This is a genomic window from Rothia nasimurium, from assembly GCF_928391935.1.
Taxonomy (GTDB): Bacteria; Actinomycetota; Actinomycetes; order Actinomycetales; family Micrococcaceae; genus Rothia; species Rothia nasimurium_D.
Window position 1 is genome coordinate 213,238 of the sequence record NZ_CAKMTD010000002.1, and the last position, 18,508, is coordinate 231,745.

An 18,508-nucleotide genomic window follows, 5' to 3' on the forward strand; every position below is an offset into this window, starting at 1 on the left:
CTTCAAGTTACCCCCTTCACCCTGCACCCACCACCCACCTTGCCAACATATCGCCTAGTCAGAAGCTCATTGATTGCAAGGGGTTTCACCCGACCAGCGCATCCACCTCCAGGCAGCCCAGCCGGTAACAATACATAGCCCAATGGTGGTAGTCAGCCCCTACAAGATATAAGCTAGAAAACGACAGTACATAAGGGGGCTTAGGCCTCCGCGACCCATGCAAGGGAGCGTCAACGTGGCCGATTCGGCAACAACAGAATTCGATATCCTCATCCTCGGTGGCGGTAGCGCCGGTTACTCCGCAGCCCTACGCGCAGTACAGCTGGGCTTCACCGTAGGTCTCATCGAAAAGAGCAACCTAGGCGGCACCTGCCTGCACACCGGTTGCATCCCCACCAAGGCTTACCTCCACGCCGCAGAACTGGCTTCTGAAGCCAAGGAAGCATCAAAGTACGGCGTCAACACCACCCTTGAGTCCATCGACATGGCCAAGGTCCGTGATTACAAGGACGGCATCGTCGCCGGCAAGTTCAAGGGCCTGTCAGGCCTTCTCAAGATGAAGAAGGTCACCGTCATCGAAGGCGAAGGCAAGCTGACCGGCAAGGACACCATCACCGTCGGTGGTGTTGCCTACAAGGGCAAGCACATCATCCTGGCCTCCGGCTCTGTTTCCAAGACCTTCGGCATCGAAATCCGTGACCGCGTCCTCACCTCAACCGAGGCCCTGCAGATGGACTACCTGCCCAAGAGCGCAATCGTCCTGGGTGGCGGCGTCATCGGCTCCGAGTTCGCCTCCATGTGGAACTCCATGGGCGTAGAGGTCACCATCATCGAGGGCCTTCCCAACCTGGTCCCCAACGAAGACCCCTCCATCATCAAGGTCGTTGAGCGCGAATTCAAGAAGCGCGGCATCAAGTCCTCACTGGGCAAGTTCTTCAAGACCGTTGAACAGGACGCCAACGGCGCCAAGGTCACCCTGGAAGACGGCACCGTCTTCGAGGCCGACATCGTTCTCGTGGCCGTCGGCCGTGGCCCCAACACCGAAGGTTTCGGCTACGACGAGCAGGGCCTGACCATGGATCGCGGCTTCGTCATCACCAACGAGCGCCTGCACACCGGCGTCGGCAACATCTACGCCATCGGCGACATCGTCCCCGGCGTCCAGCTGGCCCACCGCGGCTACCAGCAGGGCCGCTTCGTTGCAGAAGAAATCGCTGGCCTCAACCCCCAGATCGTTGAAGATATCAACATCCCCAAGGTCACCTTCTGCGAGCCCGAAATCGCCTCCATCGGCTACTCCCAGCCCAAGGCTGAAGAGAAGTTCGGCAAGGAAAACGTTGAAGTTGCCGAATACAACCTGGCAGGTAATGGCAAGTCCTCCATCCTGGGTACCGGTGGCCTGGTCAAGGTTGTCCGCGAAAAGAATGGCCCCATCATCGGCGTTCACGCTGTTGGTAAGCGTATGGGCGAGCAGATCGGTGAGGCCCAGATGTGGGTTGTGTGGGAAGCCTTCCCCGAGGATGTTGCTCAGTTCATCCACGCTCACCCCACCCAGAACGAGTCACTGGGCGAAGCCGCTATGGCCCTCGCCGGTGCCCCTCTGCACGGCTAAATGAGTCTTCGGTAGGTGGTGCATCTTGGCGCCACCTACCCTCTTTCAATTTTCATCACTCACAAGGAGAATACGAAGGACTATGTCCACTACCGTAGAACTGCCCGCACTGGGCGAATCCGTGACCGAGGGTACCGTTACCCGTTGGCTCGTTGAGGTTGGCGAAACCGTTGAGGTTGACCAGCCCATCGTCGAAGTTTCCACCGACAAGGTTGACACCGAGGTTCCCTCCCCCGTCGCCGGCGTCGTCGAAAAGATCCTGGTTGAAGAGGACGAGGACGTCGAGGTCGGCGCCCCCCTCATCATCATCGGCGACGGCTCCGGTGCAGCTGCCGCTGCCCCCGCCGCTCCCGCCGCTGAAGAGAAGAAGGAAGAAGCTGCTCCTGCAGCTCCCGCCACCCCTGCTCCTGCTGCTGCCGCTCCTGCCCCCGCCGCAGGTTCTGCAACCGGCACCGAGGTCACCCTGCCCGCCCTGGGTGAGTCTGTCACCGAAGGCACCATCACCCGCTGGCTCAAGGAAGTTGGCGAAGAAGTAGCCGTTGACGAGCCCCTCGTTGAGGTCTCCACCGACAAGGTTGACACCGAGGTTCCCTCACCCGTAGCAGGTACCCTGCTCGAAATCCGTATCCAGGAAGACGAGGACGCTGAGGTTGGCCAGGTTCTGGCTATCATCGGCGACGCTTCTGCCGTTGCTGCCCCGGCTCCTGCAGCTGCTCCTGCTGCCCCTGCCGCAGAAGAGAAGAAGGAAGAAGCTGCCGCTCCCGCAGTTAAGGCTCCCGCCGCCGCTGAGGCACCCGCAGTTGAGCTTCCCACTGGCGAGAACGGCGAAGCCTACGTCACTCCCCTGGTCCGTAAGCTGGCCAAGCAGGAAGGCATTGACCTGTCCACCCTCAAGGGCACCGGTGTTGGCGGCCGCATCCGCAAGCAGGATGTCCTGGCCGCTGCTGAAGCCAAGAAGGCCGCTGCCCCTGCAGATGCCCCCGCTGCCGCACCTGCTGCAGCTGCTGCCCCTGCCCCCAAGGCTGAGGCCCCCAAGGCTGCCCTGTCCTCCAAGCGTGGCACCACCGAAAAGGCCCCCCGTATCCGCCAGACCGTTGCTAAGCGCATGGTTGAGTCCCTGGCTGTGTCTGCCCAGCTGACCACCGTCCAGGAAATCGACCTGACCCGCCTGGTTGCCCTGCGCAACAAGGCTAAGGCTGGCTTCGAGGCTCGTGAAGGTACCAAGCTCACCTTCCTGCCCTTCTTCACCAAGGCAGTCACCGAAGCCCTGCAGCAGTTCCCCCAGTTCAACTCCTCCATGAGCGACGACTTCAAGGAAATCACCTACCACGCCTCCGAGAACATCGGCCTGGCTGTAGACACCCCCAAGGGTCTGCTGGTTCCCGTCGTCAAGGACGCCGGTGAGCTGAACATCTCCGGTATTGCCAAGAAGATCAACGACGTTGCCAAGCGTGCCCGCGACGGCCAGGTTGGCCCCGAGGAGCTTTCAGGTTCAACCTTCACTATCTCCTCCACCGGTCAGACCGGCGGTGTCTTCTTCACCCCGATCATCAACCAGCCCAACGTTGCAATCCTCGGCATCGGTTCCACCAATAAGCGCCCTGCAGTTATCCAGGACGCCGAAGGTAACGACGTCATTGCAATCCGCTCACTGGCTTACTTCTCCCTGACCTACGACCACCGCGTTGTTGACGGGGCAGACGCAGGCCGCTTCCTGGCCTTCCTCAAGAACCGTCTTGAAGAAGCAGCCTTCGAAGCTGAGGTTGGCCTCTAAAATCCCGTCAAGCTATTTCAGCTGACACATGAGCAGGTGCCCTATCGGATTATCCGGTAGGGCACCTGCTGTACATACGGCAGCCTTGCCTGCGTGGCCACTCCCACACCGCTTTTACTGTCAAAGTGTCGCTAAGCCGCAGTCCCTTAAGTAGACTTGTCATTATGACGATCGCATTTTCAATTCTTCTTTTCTTGCACCTGGTCGGTGCAGCCATGGTCTTCGGCATCTGGATTGGCACCTTCAAAAAAGGTGTTGTGCTACCGGGCCAGTTCCATGCGGCCCTCCTGCAGGTCGTAACCGGTTTTGCCCTCTACTTCATTCAGATGGCTCACAACATGCAGCTCAACCACATGATGATTGGTATCAAGATGGTGATTGCCCTGGTCATCGCCGTAGCTGCCTTCATGGGTCAGAAGAAGTACAAGGCCGCTAAGGCCCTGGGCACCCCCGAAGCAGGCAAGAACATCGGCCTGGCTCATACTGTAGGTGGCCTTGCCCTCATCAACATCGGCATCGCTGTTTTCATGCAGGGCCCCCTGATCTAAGACAGGTCACCTCATCCAGGGACCCAAAGGGTAGGGACGGTTATCCGTCCCTACCCTTTTGTTTACCCTAACTATGAGTAGGCCAAGCTGACCGCTTCTGCCCTGTGAAGAAGGTACTTTCCCTCCTGTTTCTTGGCCTCGATCCGGGCTTTTTGGAGGACGATGCCGTCCCTGACTTCTATGCCCTGTTCAGCCAACTCAGCAGAAGGCCCCTGGGGAGTATACCCAACAGATTGAATATAGATAAGGGCCGTGAAACTATCACCTCCTGGGCCCGGGGTGATGGATTCAATGCTGTGTAAGGAGGTTTGCATGTGGGCTAATTGGGAGGCATCTGGGTCTTGGAGCAAAGTTCTATCAGCTTCATCAACTCCCCCACCGGCAACAGCATAATCAGCGATGCGCTCAGGCGCTTGGTCTGTTAAAGCCTGGCTCCGTACTGAAATCAGGTCTGCCAGAATCTGGGCTAGGTCTTGGTTCTCTTCCATCTCGGGGGCAGCTGCTTGGGCGGCGGGGACGGAGGGCTGCTCTCCAGGAGATGCCTCGGCCGCTGGGCTTTCTTCTTCTACCGCGATCTCAGCGGCGACAACAGTATCTGGGGTTGGGGCAGGTGTAGCCTGCTGATGGGCGTCCTGCCCAGGCAGACCAAACTGGAAGGCCAGGTAGCCACCTGCCGCGAGGACGAGGCATAGAGCCCCCACCACCTGCACCCTCGGGGGCAAACGCCGCCCTGTCTTTCCTGTCTTTCCTGCGGCAGTCTGGAAAATCTTGGGTGAGGCTAGATTCCGGCCTGCGGGCCGGTTCAAATTTTTGGTTGTCTCTCGCACCTGGGACTTTTTGCGAAACTTCCGGCGGACGGGGGTAGGTTCGGCTGGTTGCAGTGTGGGCAGAAGGTGGTGGACGCTGGGATGGGCGCTCAGATGCAGTTCAAGGGGCTGGGGGTCGTCTGCGAGTTCGAACAGGGACGCTATTTGGGCCAGGGTAGGTTGCTGGGCGCGACGGTCAATGGCGTTCTCTAAAGTCTCTGCCATCGCTTCACTAGTGCCAGGAGCTGCAATAGGCAATGGGGTGCGTAAACGCTGGGCTACTGGTTTTTCCCCCGTCAGGCACTGCCAGAGGATACCGGCGCAGGCCCCCGTATCATCTGCGATTGCTTTGGCGACGGTTGCCTCATCTGCTGCACGAAGATCCTTATCCGGCGGCAATAATTTCAGGTCCCCCGTCATGGTAAAGGCAAGAGAGTCTGCTGTGAGGTCCCGGTAGGCCATCTGGTGGCTGTGGAGTAGGTCGAGCCCTTGAATGAGTTGGCCGGCAACTGAGACAACCTGCCCCAGGGGCATTGCGCCCTTGGCCGCGCAGTAGTCGGCGAGGGTTCCGGCTTCTAGGGGCTCCACCCAGATTTGGTCGTCTGCTGAGTCTTGCCCCTGGCTGATGGCGTCCACGCGGGCAACTGCAGGTAGCGCAGGCAGGCTACACAGCCTCTCTGGGGCCTTACTCTGCCCGGACGGCATGGGAACAAGGGTGTAAGGCCCGGGCGGTAGCTGGAGGTGCTCTGCTGTTTCGCCTGAGCAGGTAACAAGCCAGGCTGGGGTTTTCCGTGAGCTGCCCAGGGGGAAGAGGACCTTGACGTCTGGTGCGGTTGATGTGTGCTCAGCCCCAGGCACAGGACCCGTTGGGAACTGATCGACGGCGGTGTCTGGGGCTAGGCTCGTGGGACTAAGCTGTGCATTCATACCCCTAGTCTTACCTGACCCGGCTATTCCCCCCTGAAAGTTTTCCACAGGCACGACTATTTCCCCTAGCCAGCTCAATGAATCTGCGGTGTCACAGAAGAGAAACACAAGGAATTCTCCCCATATCCCCCAGGAGTGCTCATCGCTGCCTGAAGCGACTGCCGGTTTTACCTTTTCCTCAAAAGGACTAATCTAGAGGGTATGGCATTAGAGTTTGAGCGTGTGGGCCTGGCCCCCGACTATGTGGAATACACCGGTGCCCTGGACTATCAGCGCACCGTCCACGAGCAGGTAGCCAGCAAACGCCGGCAGAACACCGTCCTGCTCCTAGAGCACCAGGAAGTCATCACCGCCGGTAAACGCACCGAAGACCATGAGTACCCCACCGACGACCGCGTCCCCGTCGTGAAAATTGACCGGGGCGGCAAGCTCACCTGGCACGGCCCCGGCCAGCTCGTCGGCTACCCTATCGTTCAACTCCCAGAGCCCATCGACGTAGTCCGCTACGTCCGCGTCCTAGAAGAAGTCCTCATCAACGTCATCACCGACCTGGGCATTACCTGCCAGCGGGTTGAAGGACGATCAGGGGTCTGGGTCCTGGGCGACGGCGCCCTCATTCCCGACAAAAAAATTGCAGCCATCGGAATCCGGGTCTCAAAAAACACCACCATGCACGGCTTTTCCCTCAACTGCAACAACCCCACCGACCCCTTCAGTGCCTTTATCCCCTGCGGTATCACCGATGCGGGCGTCACCACCATCAGCGAACAGCTCGGCCGGAATATAACCCCAGCCGATGTTGTTGACCGTGTAGAAGAAGAGCTGGCCCGCTACGCTGATCAGCTCGCAGCTGACTTCACCGTCGCCAACTAGTATTATTCAGACACCAATTGACCGGTTGGAATCCAACCCCACCGAAGGAGAAACCTCACCCATGAGCGCCCAGCCCGAAGGCCGTAAGCTCCTGCGCGTTGAAGCCCGCAACGCCGAAGTACCCATCGAGAAAAAGCCCTCATGGATCAAAACCAAAGCCAAGGTCGGCCCCGAATACAAGGAAATGGTCGACCTCGCCCGCGGTTCAGGCCTGCACACCGTCTGTGAAGAAGCAGGCTGCCCCAACATCTACGAATGCTGGGAAGACCGCGAAGCAACCTACCTGATCGGTGGCTCCGAATGTACCCGCCGCTGCGACTTCTGCATGATCGACACCGGCAAGCCCGTCGCCATCGACCGCACCGAACCCATCAAGGTCGCCCTCAACGTCAAGAAGATGGGCCTGCGCTACGCCACCGTCACCGGCGTCGCCCGTGACGACCTTGAGGACGGCGGGGCTTGGCTGTATGCCGAAACCATCCGCCAGATTCATCGCGTTTCCCCCAACACCGGCGTTGAAATCCTGATTCCCGACTTCAAGGGCAAGGAGGAGGACGTCCAGCAGGTCATCGACGCCGCCCCCGAGGTCTTTGCCCACAACCTCGAAACCGTCCCCCGCATTTTCCGCCAGATCCGCCCCGCCTTCCGCTACGAGCGGTCCCTGGACGTCATTACCCAGGGCAAGGAGGCCGGGCTGATTACCAAGTCCAACCTGATCCTGGGTATGGGCGAAACCAACGAGGAAGTCTACGAAGCCCTCTGCGATCTGCACGACGCAGGTTGCGACCTCATTACCCTCACCCAGTACCTACGCCCCGGCCCCCTCTTCCACCCCATCGAACGCTGGGTCAAGCCCGCCGAATTCGTCGAGCTCTCCAAGATGGCCGAAGAAATCGGCTTTGCCGGCGTCATGGCTGGCCCCATGGTCCGATCCTCCTACCGGGCAGGTAAGCTCTGGGCCCGCGCCATGAAGAAGCAGGGCCGGGAAATCCCCGAGCACCTCTCCCACATCGACGACACCGGCTTCGCCATGCAGGAAGCCAGCTCCCTCGTCGCCGCAGGAGCCTAATCACCAACAGTTCAAGCGCCCACCGGTTTCACCAGTGGGCGCTTGCCCTATAGAATAGGTGAGTTATGGCGACGCCGAATACGCCGGCTCCCAGCGCCAGAAAAACCATCACACCAAAGGACACAGAAGTGGCTGAATCCCGCGAAGAGAAGAAGAAGGCCCGCGCCGAACGTCGCGCCAAGCGTGGCCCCGGCATGTTTGCCCAGATGAAGCAGGTCTATGCTATGACCCGCGAACAGGACCCCAACATCCCCTGGATCTTGGCCCTCATCTTCTTCGGCACCGTCCTCGTCTTCCTGCTCATCGGTTTGCTGTTGAACAACTGGATCACCTTCCTGATTATCGGCATTCCCTTCGGCATCCTCTTCGCCGTCATGGTGCTCTCCCGCCGTGCAGAAAAAGCAGCCTTCGCCCAGCTTGAAGGCCAGCCCGGCCGATCCGGCGCGGCCCTGTCCACCCTGCGTCGCGGCTGGATCTTTGAACAGCAGCCCGTAGCCGTCAACAAGTCCCAGGACGTCGTCTTCCGCGCGATTGGCCGCCCCGGCATCGTCCTGGTCACCGAAGGCCCCACCTCCCGCGTCAATGCCCTGGTCCAGAAAGAAAAGCTCAAGTACGCCAAGATCGTACCGACCGTACCCGTCTCTGTGATCAACACCGGCAAGGCTGAGGGGCAGACCGACCTCAAGCAGCTCACCAAGACCATGAATAAGCTGCCCAAGAAGCTCACCCAGCAGGAAATGCACCAGGTCGCAAACCGCATTGAGTCGCTCTCCAAGCACAACAGCATGATGAACTCTATCCCCAAGGGTATCGACCCCATGCGTATGCGCCCCGACCGCAAGGGCATGCGCTAAAACCCAACAGTAAAGGCCCGGTTCTTCAAGAACCGGGCCTTTACTGTATGCACCCTTATGTGGTGGTCTTCTGCTTCTTACTGGACTTATACCAGTTAGCTATGAAAACGTAGGCAAGCAGGGCCAGAGTTATCTGCAGCATGTACTTGTCTATGGTTTGCAGAGTTGGTTGAACTCCCTCACCAAACATCAAGCCCAGGTACAGGTAGAAGCACTTATTGGCCAGGGCCAGCAGGTAGATATAGACGGCAATGCCCCAGCCGCTGAGCCGACGAATTCCCGCAATAGCCACCAGGATCGTGGCCGGGATCGGGGAGAAGGGAATAAACCCAAGAGCCAGGCAGAAAAAGAGGTGGCGCTCCACAAAACCTTCAAGTTTGCGGTACCAGAGGGGGGTGTGGCTAGCGAAAATCCAGTGGATGAAGTCCTGCCCCCAGTGCTTACCCATGAAGTAGTAGACCAGCAGGAACTTAATATGGCTCAGGGCCGCTAGCAGGGCTACCCCAGACCACAGCAGTATATTTTGCTGGTTCTGGGCGGCCGTAATCAGGGTACCAATCCCAGACCCGGTCAGCAGGGCCAGCAGGGCCGGGGCATTAACCATCAGGTTGGGGCGCAGGGGAATCATGACCAGGGAGAAAACCGTCATGACCCCCAGCAGGCTCAACAGAATCTTATCTGTCTTACCGGGGTGCAGCAGGAAGTTCGGCAAGGACGCCTCCTGCCCCCGCTCCTCCGGTGCGGACGGCTGGGCGTCGGTTGGTTGGGCGTCGGTTAGTTGGGTGTCGGCCAGCCCAGCCTGGTTCGGCTCAGCCTCAGCTACGCTAGCAGCCTCAGCCCCTCCCCCAGCTACAACCGGCCCGTCCAGATCAGCCGGGGCAACCGCGTCCTGGCCCACCTCAATCTGCTCACCACGAGCATTCTGCGTTTCAGACATCCACCCCTCCTAACGAATCACAACAAGAACAGTATGCCGGGCCTGGTCATGCAAACCCCGCTGATTAGCGTCCATAATCAGCACTGGCAGAAGCAGCATCACCAAAGACTGCCGAATCAAAGCCGACAACCAGCCAGCAGGCTTCCCGTCCAAACGCTGAACCTGCATACCCAAGGCAAAATGCCCCACCGTATGCCCCATAAAACCAACAGCCACCACCATATACAGCCAGAAAAACACCAGCTGAACAACATCAATGACAGCGACATTGACCTCCGGGAACAGGAACCGGCCTACCAGCCAGAACAAACCCTCCACCAGGTACCAGTCAACCGCAAAAGCAAGCAACCGGGGCAAAGGCCGGGCAATAGCCCCCCGCCCCTTACGAGGCCGCCCCATATCCTGCCCCGGATACTCCATCCAGGTCGGCGCCCCCTCAATCCAGGAGCCCAAATCTTTTCTCGAAACCATAACATCTAACCTTACCGGCTTCACCCACCACCGGCCAGGGACAACCCACCCCCGCGCCCCGTCCTACCATCCGAGAAACCAACACCCCACCACCTACACTGGAAGAAGCACCGTAACAGCACCGCAACCAACCACACAGGGCTTGTTACACACGCGAAACACAAGCGACACTTCAGAGCAAAAAATCCAGCCTAGGCTAGGAAACAACAAACAGGGACCCAGACCAGGGACCCGGGTCGCCACAACTCAAGGAGAACAACCGACCATGTTCACAACCGCACAGGAAGTCCTCGACTTCATCAAGAACGAAGACATCAAGTTCGTTGACATCCGCTTCACCGACCTGCCCGGTGTACAGCAGCACTTCAACCTGCCCGCCAAGGCCATCGACGAAGACTTCTTCACCGTCGGCCAGATGTTCGACGGCTCCTCAATCCGCGGCTTCCAGGGCATTGCCGAATCAGACATGCAGCTGATCCCCGACGTCACCACCTGCTACGTCGACCCCTTCCGCCTTGAAAAGACCCTGGTCGTCACCGGCTCCATCGTCAACCCCCGCACCGGCGAGTCCTACCACCGCGACCCCCGCGGCGTCGCCGAACGCGCCGAAGAATACCTGAAGTCAACCGGCATCGCCGACACCGCCTTCTTCGCCTCCGAAGCAGAATTCTTCGTCTTCGAAAACGTCCAGCACGAAGTCACCCCCCAGTCCGTCTTCTTCAAGATCGACTCCGACGAAGCCCCCTGGAACTCCGGCCGCGCCGAAGAAGGCGGCAACCTGGGCAACAAGACCCTCACCAAGGGCGGCTACTTCCCCGTCTCCCCCGTCGACAAGCAGGCCGACCTGCGTGACGCCATGTGCGTAGCCCTTGACGAAGTAGGCCTTGAAGTCGAACGTTCCCACCACGAAGTAGGCGCCCCCGGCCAGGCTGAAATCAACTACAAGTTCTCCACCCTCACCCAGGCCGCCGACGACCTGCTCAAGTTCAAGTACGTCATCAAGAACACCGCCGACCAGTGGGGCAAGACCGTGACCTTCATGCCCAAGCCCGTCTTCGGCGACAACGGCTCCGGTATGCACTGCCACCAGTCCCTCTGGCAGAACGGCGAACCCCTCTTCTACGACGAGCGCGGCTACGCAGGCCTCTCCGACGTCGCCCGCTGGTACATCGGTGGTCTGATCGAGCACTCCTCCGCAGTACTCGCCTTCACCAACCCCACCGTCAACTCCTACAAGCGCCTGGTCCCCGGCTACGAAGCCCCCGTCAACATGGTCTACTCCCAGGGCAACCGCTCCGCCGGTATCCGTATCCCCATCACCGGCACCAACCCCAAGGCCAAGCGCCTCGAGTTCCGCGCCCCGGACCCCTCATCCAACCCCTACCTGGCCTTCGCAGCCCAGCTCATGGCAGGCCTGGACGGTATCCGCAACCGCATTGAACCGCCTGCCCCCATCGACAAGGACCTCTACGAGCTGCCCGCCGAAGAAGCAGCAGACATCAAGAAGGCACCCGCCAACCTTGAAGAAGCCCTGTCCGCCCTCGAAGCCGACCACGACTTCCTGCTCGCAGGCGACGTCTTCACCGAAGACCTCATCTCAGCCTGGATCGACTACAAGCGCACCAACGAGCTGGCCCCCCTCTCCCTGGTGCCCCACCCCCTCGAATACCAGCTCTACTACGGCGTCTAAAGCCCCAGTAAACTGACATTCACCAGCACAAAGCCGCGCTAGGCGTCCGCACCCCAAGGACGCCGAAGCGCGGCTTTTGCGCCCCAGCAAGAGCCCACGAAAGGACCCCATGAACACCCAGGCAACCATCCTCGACGGCCGCTCCACCATCTACCGCAACGAAGTCTTCCAAACCGGCCTCATGAGCCAACTCCTCGACGGAATCTACGACGGCGACATGACCATCGGCGAACTCCTCGGCCACGGCAACTTCGGCGTCGGCACCTTCGACGGCCTCGACGGCGAAATGATCGTCCTCGACGGAACCTGCTACCAAATGCGCTACGACGGCACCGTCACCCCCGCCTCCCTCGACCAGAAAACCCCCTTCGCTGTCATCACCAACTTTGTTCCCGCCATCAAACGCGACCTCCCCACCAACCTACTCCGCCAATCAGCCAGCCAGGTGCTCGACAACTTCACCCTGTCGGACAACTACATGTACGCCATCAAAATCGTCGGCGACTTCGAATGGGTACGCACCCGCACCGTCAAAAAACAGGAAAAACCCTACCCCAAGATGGTTGACGCTGTAGAGGGTGAAGACATCGTCCAATTCGACGACGTAGCAGGCACCATCGTCGGCTTCCGCACCCCCATCTACGAACAAGGAATCGGCGTGCCCGGCTGCCACGCCCACTTCATCGACAACGACCGCACCCGCGGCGGCCACGTCATCGACTTCAAACTCCGCAGCGCCCACGTCGAAATCTGCCCCGGCACCGGCCTCCGCCTCCACCTGCCCCTCAACGAAGCCTTCTCAAATGCAGACCTGTCTCCTGAAGATCTCGCTGATCAGATCTCTAAGGCTGAGAAGCACTAGGAAATCTCAGCGGTTTCGGGCTCATGCTCGCTGCCGACCCTCTCGTCTGGTTCGCTAGCGCTCACGAGCCGATTCACGCCAGCCCCATCCAGCAGCTTCGCTACGAGCCCGAAAACCGCTACGGCAAGTTCTCGTGTGGATAAGAAAACTCACCGTACTCCCCTACCCCGGGTAGAAGTGCTTTTCGTAGACGGCGCGGGCCTGGCGGGTGATTCGCAGGTAGTCGTCCTCAAGGAGGCGGGCTGAGTTGGGCGGGTAGCCGCACCAGCGGGCGATAGCCTCAAGGTCAGGACGGGTGGTGGTAAGGGTATCGGAGGCCCGGCCGGTTCGTAGCACGTTCAGGCCCCGGATTTTTGAGGCCAGCTTCCAGGCTGATTCCAGCAGCTCGGCGTCCTCCACTGGGAGCAGGCCCTCCTGGGCGGCGGCCCGCAGGGCTTTCAGGGTTGAGGTGGTCCTCATACCCTCGACCCGGTGGGCGTGCTGGAGCTGCAGGAGCTGGACGAGCCATTCGACGTCCGTCAGGCCGCCACGGCCCAGTTTCAGCTGGCGGGTCTTATCAGCGCCGCGGGGCATGCGTTCGTTCTCCACGCGGGCTTTCATGCGGCGGATCTCTGTGACCTGTTCTGGCCCGAAGGTTTCTGGGTAGCGGTAGGGGGCGATCAGGTCGACGAAGGCCTGGCCAACCTCGTCAGAACCGGCAAAGGGCCGGGCCCGCAGCAGGGCCTGGAACTCCCAGGTATCTGCCCAGCGTTCGTAGTATTCCCGGAAGGAATCCAGCGAGCGCACCATGGCCCCTGCCTTGCCTTCGGGGCGCAGGTCGGCGTCAATTTCAAGGACTTTCTCGGCGCGGATCGGCGGTGTGGTGGGTTGTTTGAGCAAGGCAACCATGCGGTTGATCAGATCGGTCGCTTCTGCTTGGGCGGCTTTTTCGTCGGCCCCGGGGCGGGGAATGTGGACGTAGATGAGGTCGGAGTCTGAGCCGTAGCCGATTTCGGCTCCACCCTGGCGGCCCATGGCGATGACGGCGAGGTCGGTGAGGGGTTCTCGTCCGTCGGTGTAGAGTTCGCGGGTGGCGATAGCGAGGGCGGCGCGGATGGCGCCCTGGTCGATATCGGAGAGGCCGTGGGCGACTTCTGCGTTGGTGTTGAGGCCGAGGGCTTCACCCATGGCGAGGCGGAGGATTTCGCGGCGCCGGGCCATGCGGACGGCGCGGATCGCTTCGGCTGTTTCTGGGTGCCGGGTCAGGTGGGAGCGGAGTTCCCCGATGATGACTTCGGTTTCCCGGGGTTTGAGGTCTTCTGCCTTGTCGAGCCAGGCGATGGGGTCGGGGACGTCTTCGAGGAGGTCTGAGATAAAGCGGGAGGAGGCCAGGAGGGTGCAGAGGCGTTCGGCGGCGGCTGGGGAGTCGCGGAGCATGCGGAGGTACCAGGGGGTTCCGCCTAGGGATTCGCTGACGCGGCGGAAGCCGAGTAGGCCGGCGTCTGGGTCGACGCCTTGGGCGAACCAGCCGAGGAGGACGGGCATGAGGGTGCGTTGGATTTCTGCTGAGCGGCGGAGGCCCTTGGTGAGGGCTTCGATGTGGCCCATGGCCCGGCGGGGGTCCTTGTAGCCCAGGGCGGCGAGGCGGTCTTGGGCGGCTTGGGGGGTGAGGGCGACCTCGTCCTTGGACAGGTGGGCTACGGCGGCCAGGAGGGGCCGGAAGAAGAGCCGCTCGTGGAGGGACTTGACGGCCCGTTTGATGCTGGCCCACTGCTTGAGCATGTCTTCTTCGGTCAGGTGGGTGTTGGTTACCGGGGAGCTGAGGGCCCGGGCTAGGGCCCGCCGGTCGTTTTCCTTGGCCGGCATGAGGTGGGTGCGGCGCATGTAGAGCAGCTGGATCCGGTGCTCCATGACGCGTAGGGTGGCGTAGTTTTCGGCGAAGTCTTGGGCGTCGGCCCGGCCGATATAGCTGGCCTTGGCTAGGGCGGTGATGGAGTCGGTGGTGGTTTGGGTGCGGACGGTTTCATCGGTGCGTCCGTGGACGAGCTGCAGGAGCTGGACGGTGAACTCGACGTCGCGTAGGCCCCCTGGGCCGAGTTTGATTTGGCGGTCGACCTCGGCGGCGGGGATGTTGTCGGTGACGCGGCGGCGCATGGCTTGGACGGATTCGACGAAGGATTCCCGGGCAGCTGATTCCCAGACGAAGGGGCGCATGGCGCGGGCCCAGCGGACGCCCAAATCTGGGGTGCCTGCGATGGGGCGGGCCTTGAGGAGGGCCTGGAACTCCCAGTTTTCGGCCCACCGCTTGTAGTAGGTGGTGTAGGAGTCGATGGTGCGTACCAGGGCGCCGTCCTTGCCTTCGGGGCGGAGGTTGGCGTCTACCTCCCAGAGGGCAGGTTCGGGGGCGGGGGCCATGATGGCCTTGGAGAGGGCGTGGACGAGTTCGGTGCCGATTTGGGTGAGGTGGTTTTCGGTGAGGGGGGTGAAGTCGTCGGGGAGGTCGGTGAGGGGTTTGTGGGCGACGGCGTAGACGACGTCGACGTCTGAGATGTAGTTGAGTTCACGGGCCCCGCATTTGCCCATGCCGATGATGGCGAGGTCGACGGCTTCGACGTCGAGGGGGTTGCGGGTGGTTGAGACTTCGGCCCGGGCGATGGCGAGGGCGCCTTCGAGGGCGGCGGCTGCTAGGTCGGCGAGGTGGCGGCCGATGGTGGGCATGGCCTGGACGGGGACGAAGCTGGTGAGGTCCTTGATGGCGATATGGGTGATGGCGCGGCGGTAGGCGACGCGCAGGGCGGTGTAGCCGTCCTTGCCGGTGAGGGTGGCGACGGGGGTGGGGGCGGTGGGGTCTGCGCCGACGGCGGTAAGTAAGTCAGTGCGGTAGACGGTGTTGAGGGGGGCGATGGGGGTGAGGTAGTCGCCGTCGGTGTCGGGTAGGAGGGATCTGGGGGTGTCCTGGCTGAGGTCGGGGGTGCGGTCGGGGTCGAGGAGGTCTGTGTGTTCGGGGTGGCGAATCAGGAACTCGCCGAGGGCTTCGGAGCCTCCCAGCAGCCGGTAGAGGGCTTCAGCCCTAGCCCCCTGGGCGGCCAGTTGAGCGATGTGGGGGGCGCGTTCGATGAGGCGGACGAGGGCGGGCAGGGCGATATCGGGTGAGGGGGCTAGTCTGAGCCCCTCGAAGAGGGCTGCCCTGTCAATGCCTTCAAGTTCCCGGGAGTTGAGCCAGCGGGCGCTCTTGGCGGCGTCGTAGAACCCGATGGCTGCCATTTCGCTGATGAGCCGTAGCTGGGCCTTGCGTTCTTCTTCGGCGCGGCGGGCGGCCTCATCGGGGGTGGGGGTCTGAGTCTGGTGGGCTGTCACCTCAGCTGGCTCCTCGGGTCAGGTCTGTCGGTTCAGGGGGCTACCGTGGCGGGGACGGTTCAACGAGGGCAGGCGTAGAGCTCGCTAGTGAGCTCTACGCCTGCTGGGGGTGGGTTAAAGGATTCCGAGATTGTTCTTCAGTTCGTAGGGAGTCACTTCTGCACGGTAGGCATTCCAGTCACGGCGCTTGTTGCGCAGGAATTGCTCGAAGACCTGTTCGCCCAGGGTTTCTGCCATGAACTCTGACTCTTCGGTGCGGTGAATGGCATCGTAGAGAGAGGTGGGTAGAGCGTGGTAGCCCATAGCGCGGCGTTCTGCGCTCGTCATGGCCGAGATATCTTCGGTGACCGCTGGTGATGAGAGTTCGTATTCGTTTTCGATGCCCTTGAGGCCTGCGGCCAGGATGACGGCGTAGGCCAGGTAGGGGTTGGCTGCGGAGTCGATACCGCGGTATTCCATGCGGGCTGACTGCATTTTGTTGGGCTTGTAGAGGGGGACGCGCACCAGGGCGGAGCGGTTGTTGTGGCCCCAGGAGACGTAGGAGGGGGCTTCGCCGCCACCCCAGAGGCGCTTGTAGGAGTTGACGAACTGGTTGGTGACCGAGGTGAACTCGGGGGCATGGCGCAGGACGCCAGCGATAAAGTGCTTGGCGGTGCGGGAGAGCTGGTACTCGGCCCCAGCCTCGAAGAAGGCGTTAGTGTCGCCCTCGAAGAGGGAGAAGTGGGTGTGCATGCCGGAGCCTGCGTGTTCGGTGAAGGGCTTGGGCATGAAGGTGGCGTAGATGCCCTGGGAGAGGGCAACTTCCTTGACCACGGTGCGGAAGCTCATGATGTTGTCTGCGGTTTGCAGGGCGTCGGCGTGGCGCAGGTCGATTTCGTTCTGGCCGGGGCCGGTCTCGTGGTGGGAGAACTCTACCGAGATACCGATTTCTTCGAGGGTGGTGACGGCCTTGCGGCGGAAGTCCTGGACGACACCGCCGGGGGTGTGGTCGAAGTAGCTTTCAGAATCGACGGGCTCGGGGAAGCCGTTGGGGCCCAGTTCCTTGGATTTGAGGAGGTAAAACTCGATTTCGGGGGAGGTGTAGCAGGTAAAGCCCATGCCTGCTGCCTTGGACAGCACCTTTTTCAGGACGCCACGGGTGTCTGAGGCGCTGGGTTCCCCGTCGGGGGTCAGGATGTCGCAGAACATGCGGGAGGTGGGCTCGTCGTCGCCCCGCCAGGGCAGGACCTGGAAGGTGGAGGGGTCGGGCTGCAGGAGCATGTCTGACTCGTAGACACGGGAGAGGCCCTCAATGGAGGAGCCGTCAAAACCGATCCCCTCGTCAAAGGCCGATTCGACCTCAGCCGGTGCAATCGCCACAGACTTCAGTTGGCCCACCACGTCGGTGAACCAGAGACGGACAAAACGCACGTTGCGTTCTTCAATGGTGCGTAATACGAATTCTTGCTGACGGTCCATGTACCCATCCGTTCGTTCTCGTCGTCGAAGCACCTACCCCACGGTGGGCAGGTAGTATCTTCCCTACCCACCACTTTAAGCCCTGAAGACCTGTCAGGCCCGCCAGGCACGCGCCCTAACCCAAAACGGATACGCCGGACGAAACTTTAGTTTCACCCAGTGAGATAATGGCTAGGGAATCGGCCCCGCCGGGCCCCTCTCACCCAGTAGAGTAGAGAGCATGAGCACGGAAGAAACAGCGCCCTACGGCACCGCCGCCCCCGGGAACCCAGCCCCCGCCGCCCCGACCGAATCAGGGAGCGTCCTGGACGTCAAGAAGGTCCGCACCATCCACCTACAGCAGGCTAAGGAAGCCGGTGAGAAATTCGCCATGCTCACCTGCTACGACGCCCTGACCGCCGCCGTCTTTGACCAGGCCGGTATTGACCTGCTCCTCATTGGTGATTCGGCGGGCAATAACGTGCTGGGGCATGATTCCACCCTCACTATTACCGTCGATGAGATGATCCCTATGGTCAAGGCGGTGTCTTCTGCTGCCCGCCGGGCCCTGGTCGTCGCTGACCTGCCCTTTGGCTCCTATGAGCAGTCCCCCACCCAGGCTGTGGCGACGGCTATCCGCTTTATGAAGGAAGGCGGCGCTCACGCTATCAAGATGGAGGCTACCGCCTACCACACAGAGCATGTGCGTGCCATGGTGGCTGCCGGTATTCCCGTGATGGCCCATATTGGTTTTACGCCCCAGTCTGAGCACACCCTCGGGGGTTTTAGGGTGCAAGGACGCGACGGCGGGCAGGTTCTCAAAGACACCGCCCTGGCCCTGGAGGAGGCGGGGGCTTTCTGCCTGCTGATGGAGATGACCCGCTCGGATGTGGCTGCTGAGATTAACCGGGCTGTGCGGATCCCCGTGATTGGTATTGGCGCCGGTGGGGACGTGACCGGGCAGGTTTTGGTCTGGCAGGACGCCTTTGGGTTACGGCAGGGCAAGATGGCCCGCTTCGTCAAGCAGTACGCCAACCTTTTTGAGGTTCTGAGCGAGGGCGCAGCCGCCTACCGGGCAGACGTACGCTCAGGAGCCTACCCGGCAGCTGAACACCGATTCGACAGTTAAAAATTCTGCGTTGCCAAGAGCTAGAGGAGTCGCTAACCCGGGGCTCGCGCTCGCTGCCGACCCTCTCACGGGTTCTCTAGCCGGCTCGCAGGCTCGCCAGATTCGCACCAAGATTTATTTTCCTCGCGCGCTTGGAATCTCGGTGCTCATCACACGTGATTCACGCCCCGCCTTGCAGCGGAT

14 protein-coding genes are annotated in these 18,508 nt (G+C 61.2%); 9 read left to right on the top strand and 5 right to left on the bottom strand.

The features are described from left to right. Positions 1–217 precede the first annotated feature (217 nt). The 3 genes from lpdA to L7A15_RS04245 all read left to right on the top strand — a co-directional run bounded on the left by lpdA (position 218) and on the right by L7A15_RS04245 (position 3,934). Positions 218–1,612, top strand: coding sequence for a dihydrolipoyl dehydrogenase (gene lpdA / locus L7A15_RS04235; protein ID WP_237201061.1), 1,395 nt, complete (start codon positions 218–220; stop codon positions 1,610–1,612). A gap of 82 nt (positions 1,613–1,694) precedes the next feature. Next, positions 1,695–3,386, top strand: a complete 1,692-nt coding sequence (sucB, locus tag L7A15_RS04240) for a 2-oxoglutarate dehydrogenase, E2 component, dihydrolipoamide succinyltransferase (RefSeq protein WP_237188456.1) — start codon at positions 1,695–1,697, stop codon at positions 3,384–3,386. A gap of 164 nt (positions 3,387–3,550) precedes the next feature. Beyond that, on the top strand, positions 3,551–3,934 hold the full coding sequence (locus tag L7A15_RS04245) for a hypothetical protein (RefSeq protein ID WP_237188455.1): 384 nt from the start codon (positions 3,551–3,553) through the stop codon (positions 3,932–3,934). Positions 3,935–4,005: 71 nt separating this feature from the next. On the opposite strand, the gene L7A15_RS04250 is transcribed toward L7A15_RS04245, so the two are convergent. Next, the gene (locus L7A15_RS04250) at positions 4,006–5,667 is read right to left on the bottom strand and encodes a hypothetical protein (protein WP_237208368.1); all 1,662 of its coding nucleotides are present in this window, start codon (positions 5,665–5,667) and stop codon (positions 4,006–4,008) included. 201 nt (positions 5,668–5,868) lie between these two features. Here L7A15_RS04250 and lipB point away from each other — a divergent pair, with 201 nt between their 5' ends. From lipB to L7A15_RS04265, 3 genes are all read left to right on the top strand, one after another. Then, a complete protein-coding gene (gene lipB, locus L7A15_RS04255) occupies positions 5,869–6,540 on the top strand; it encodes a lipoyl(octanoyl) transferase LipB (protein WP_237208369.1) in 672 nt (223 codons plus the stop codon). 61 nt (positions 6,541–6,601) lie between these two features. Continuing rightward, positions 6,602–7,609 carry a lipoyl synthase gene (gene lipA, locus L7A15_RS04260; protein ID WP_237188452.1) on the top strand — a complete coding sequence of 336 codons (1,008 nt, stop codon included), beginning with the start codon at positions 6,602–6,604 and terminating at the stop codon, positions 7,607–7,609. A gap of 128 nt (positions 7,610–7,737) precedes the next feature. Beyond that, a complete protein-coding gene (locus L7A15_RS04265; protein ID WP_237188451.1) occupies positions 7,738–8,463 on the top strand; it encodes a DUF4191 domain-containing protein in 726 nt (241 codons plus the stop codon). Between the two features lie 55 nt (positions 8,464–8,518). On the opposite strand, the gene L7A15_RS04270 is transcribed toward L7A15_RS04265, so the two are convergent. Both L7A15_RS04270 and L7A15_RS04275 read right to left on the bottom strand, forming a co-directional pair. Continuing rightward, positions 8,519–9,400, bottom strand: a complete 882-nt coding sequence (locus L7A15_RS04270; protein ID WP_237188450.1) for a DedA family protein — start codon at positions 9,398–9,400, stop codon at positions 8,519–8,521. 9 nt (positions 9,401–9,409) lie between these two features. Then, on the bottom strand, positions 9,410–9,871 hold the full coding sequence (locus tag L7A15_RS04275) for an RDD family protein (protein WP_237188449.1): 462 nt from the start codon (positions 9,869–9,871) through the stop codon (positions 9,410–9,412). Positions 9,872–10,136: 265 nt separating this feature from the next. Between L7A15_RS04275 and glnA (L7A15_RS04280) the strand changes: the two genes are divergently transcribed. Continuing rightward, a complete protein-coding gene (gene glnA, locus L7A15_RS04280; RefSeq protein ID WP_237208370.1) occupies positions 10,137–11,561 on the top strand; it encodes a type I glutamate--ammonia ligase in 1,425 nt (474 codons plus the stop codon). Between the two features lie 109 nt (positions 11,562–11,670). Then, positions 11,671–12,423 (top strand): acetolactate decarboxylase, encoded by a 753-nt coding sequence (budA, locus tag L7A15_RS04285; RefSeq protein WP_237208371.1) that lies wholly within the window; start codon positions 11,671–11,673, stop codon positions 12,421–12,423. 162 nt (positions 12,424–12,585) lie between these two features. Here the strand turns inward: budA and L7A15_RS04290 are convergent, their stop codons facing one another. Both L7A15_RS04290 and glnA (L7A15_RS04295) read right to left on the bottom strand, forming a co-directional pair. Further along, on the bottom strand, positions 12,586–15,759 hold the full coding sequence (locus L7A15_RS04290; protein ID WP_272879359.1) for a bifunctional [glutamine synthetase] adenylyltransferase/[glutamine synthetase]-adenylyl-L-tyrosine phosphorylase: 3,174 nt from the start codon (positions 15,757–15,759) through the stop codon (positions 12,586–12,588). Between the two features lie 114 nt (positions 15,760–15,873). Continuing rightward, a complete protein-coding gene (gene glnA / locus L7A15_RS04295; protein ID WP_237189632.1) occupies positions 15,874–17,217 on the bottom strand; it encodes a type I glutamate--ammonia ligase in 1,344 nt (447 codons plus the stop codon). 220 nt (positions 17,218–17,437) lie between these two features. Between glnA (L7A15_RS04295) and panB the strand changes: the two genes are divergently transcribed. Beyond that, positions 17,438–18,325, top strand: a complete 888-nt coding sequence (gene panB, locus L7A15_RS04300; protein WP_237208372.1) for a 3-methyl-2-oxobutanoate hydroxymethyltransferase — start codon at positions 17,438–17,440, stop codon at positions 18,323–18,325. The last annotated feature ends 183 nt before the right edge of the window (positions 18,326–18,508 follow it).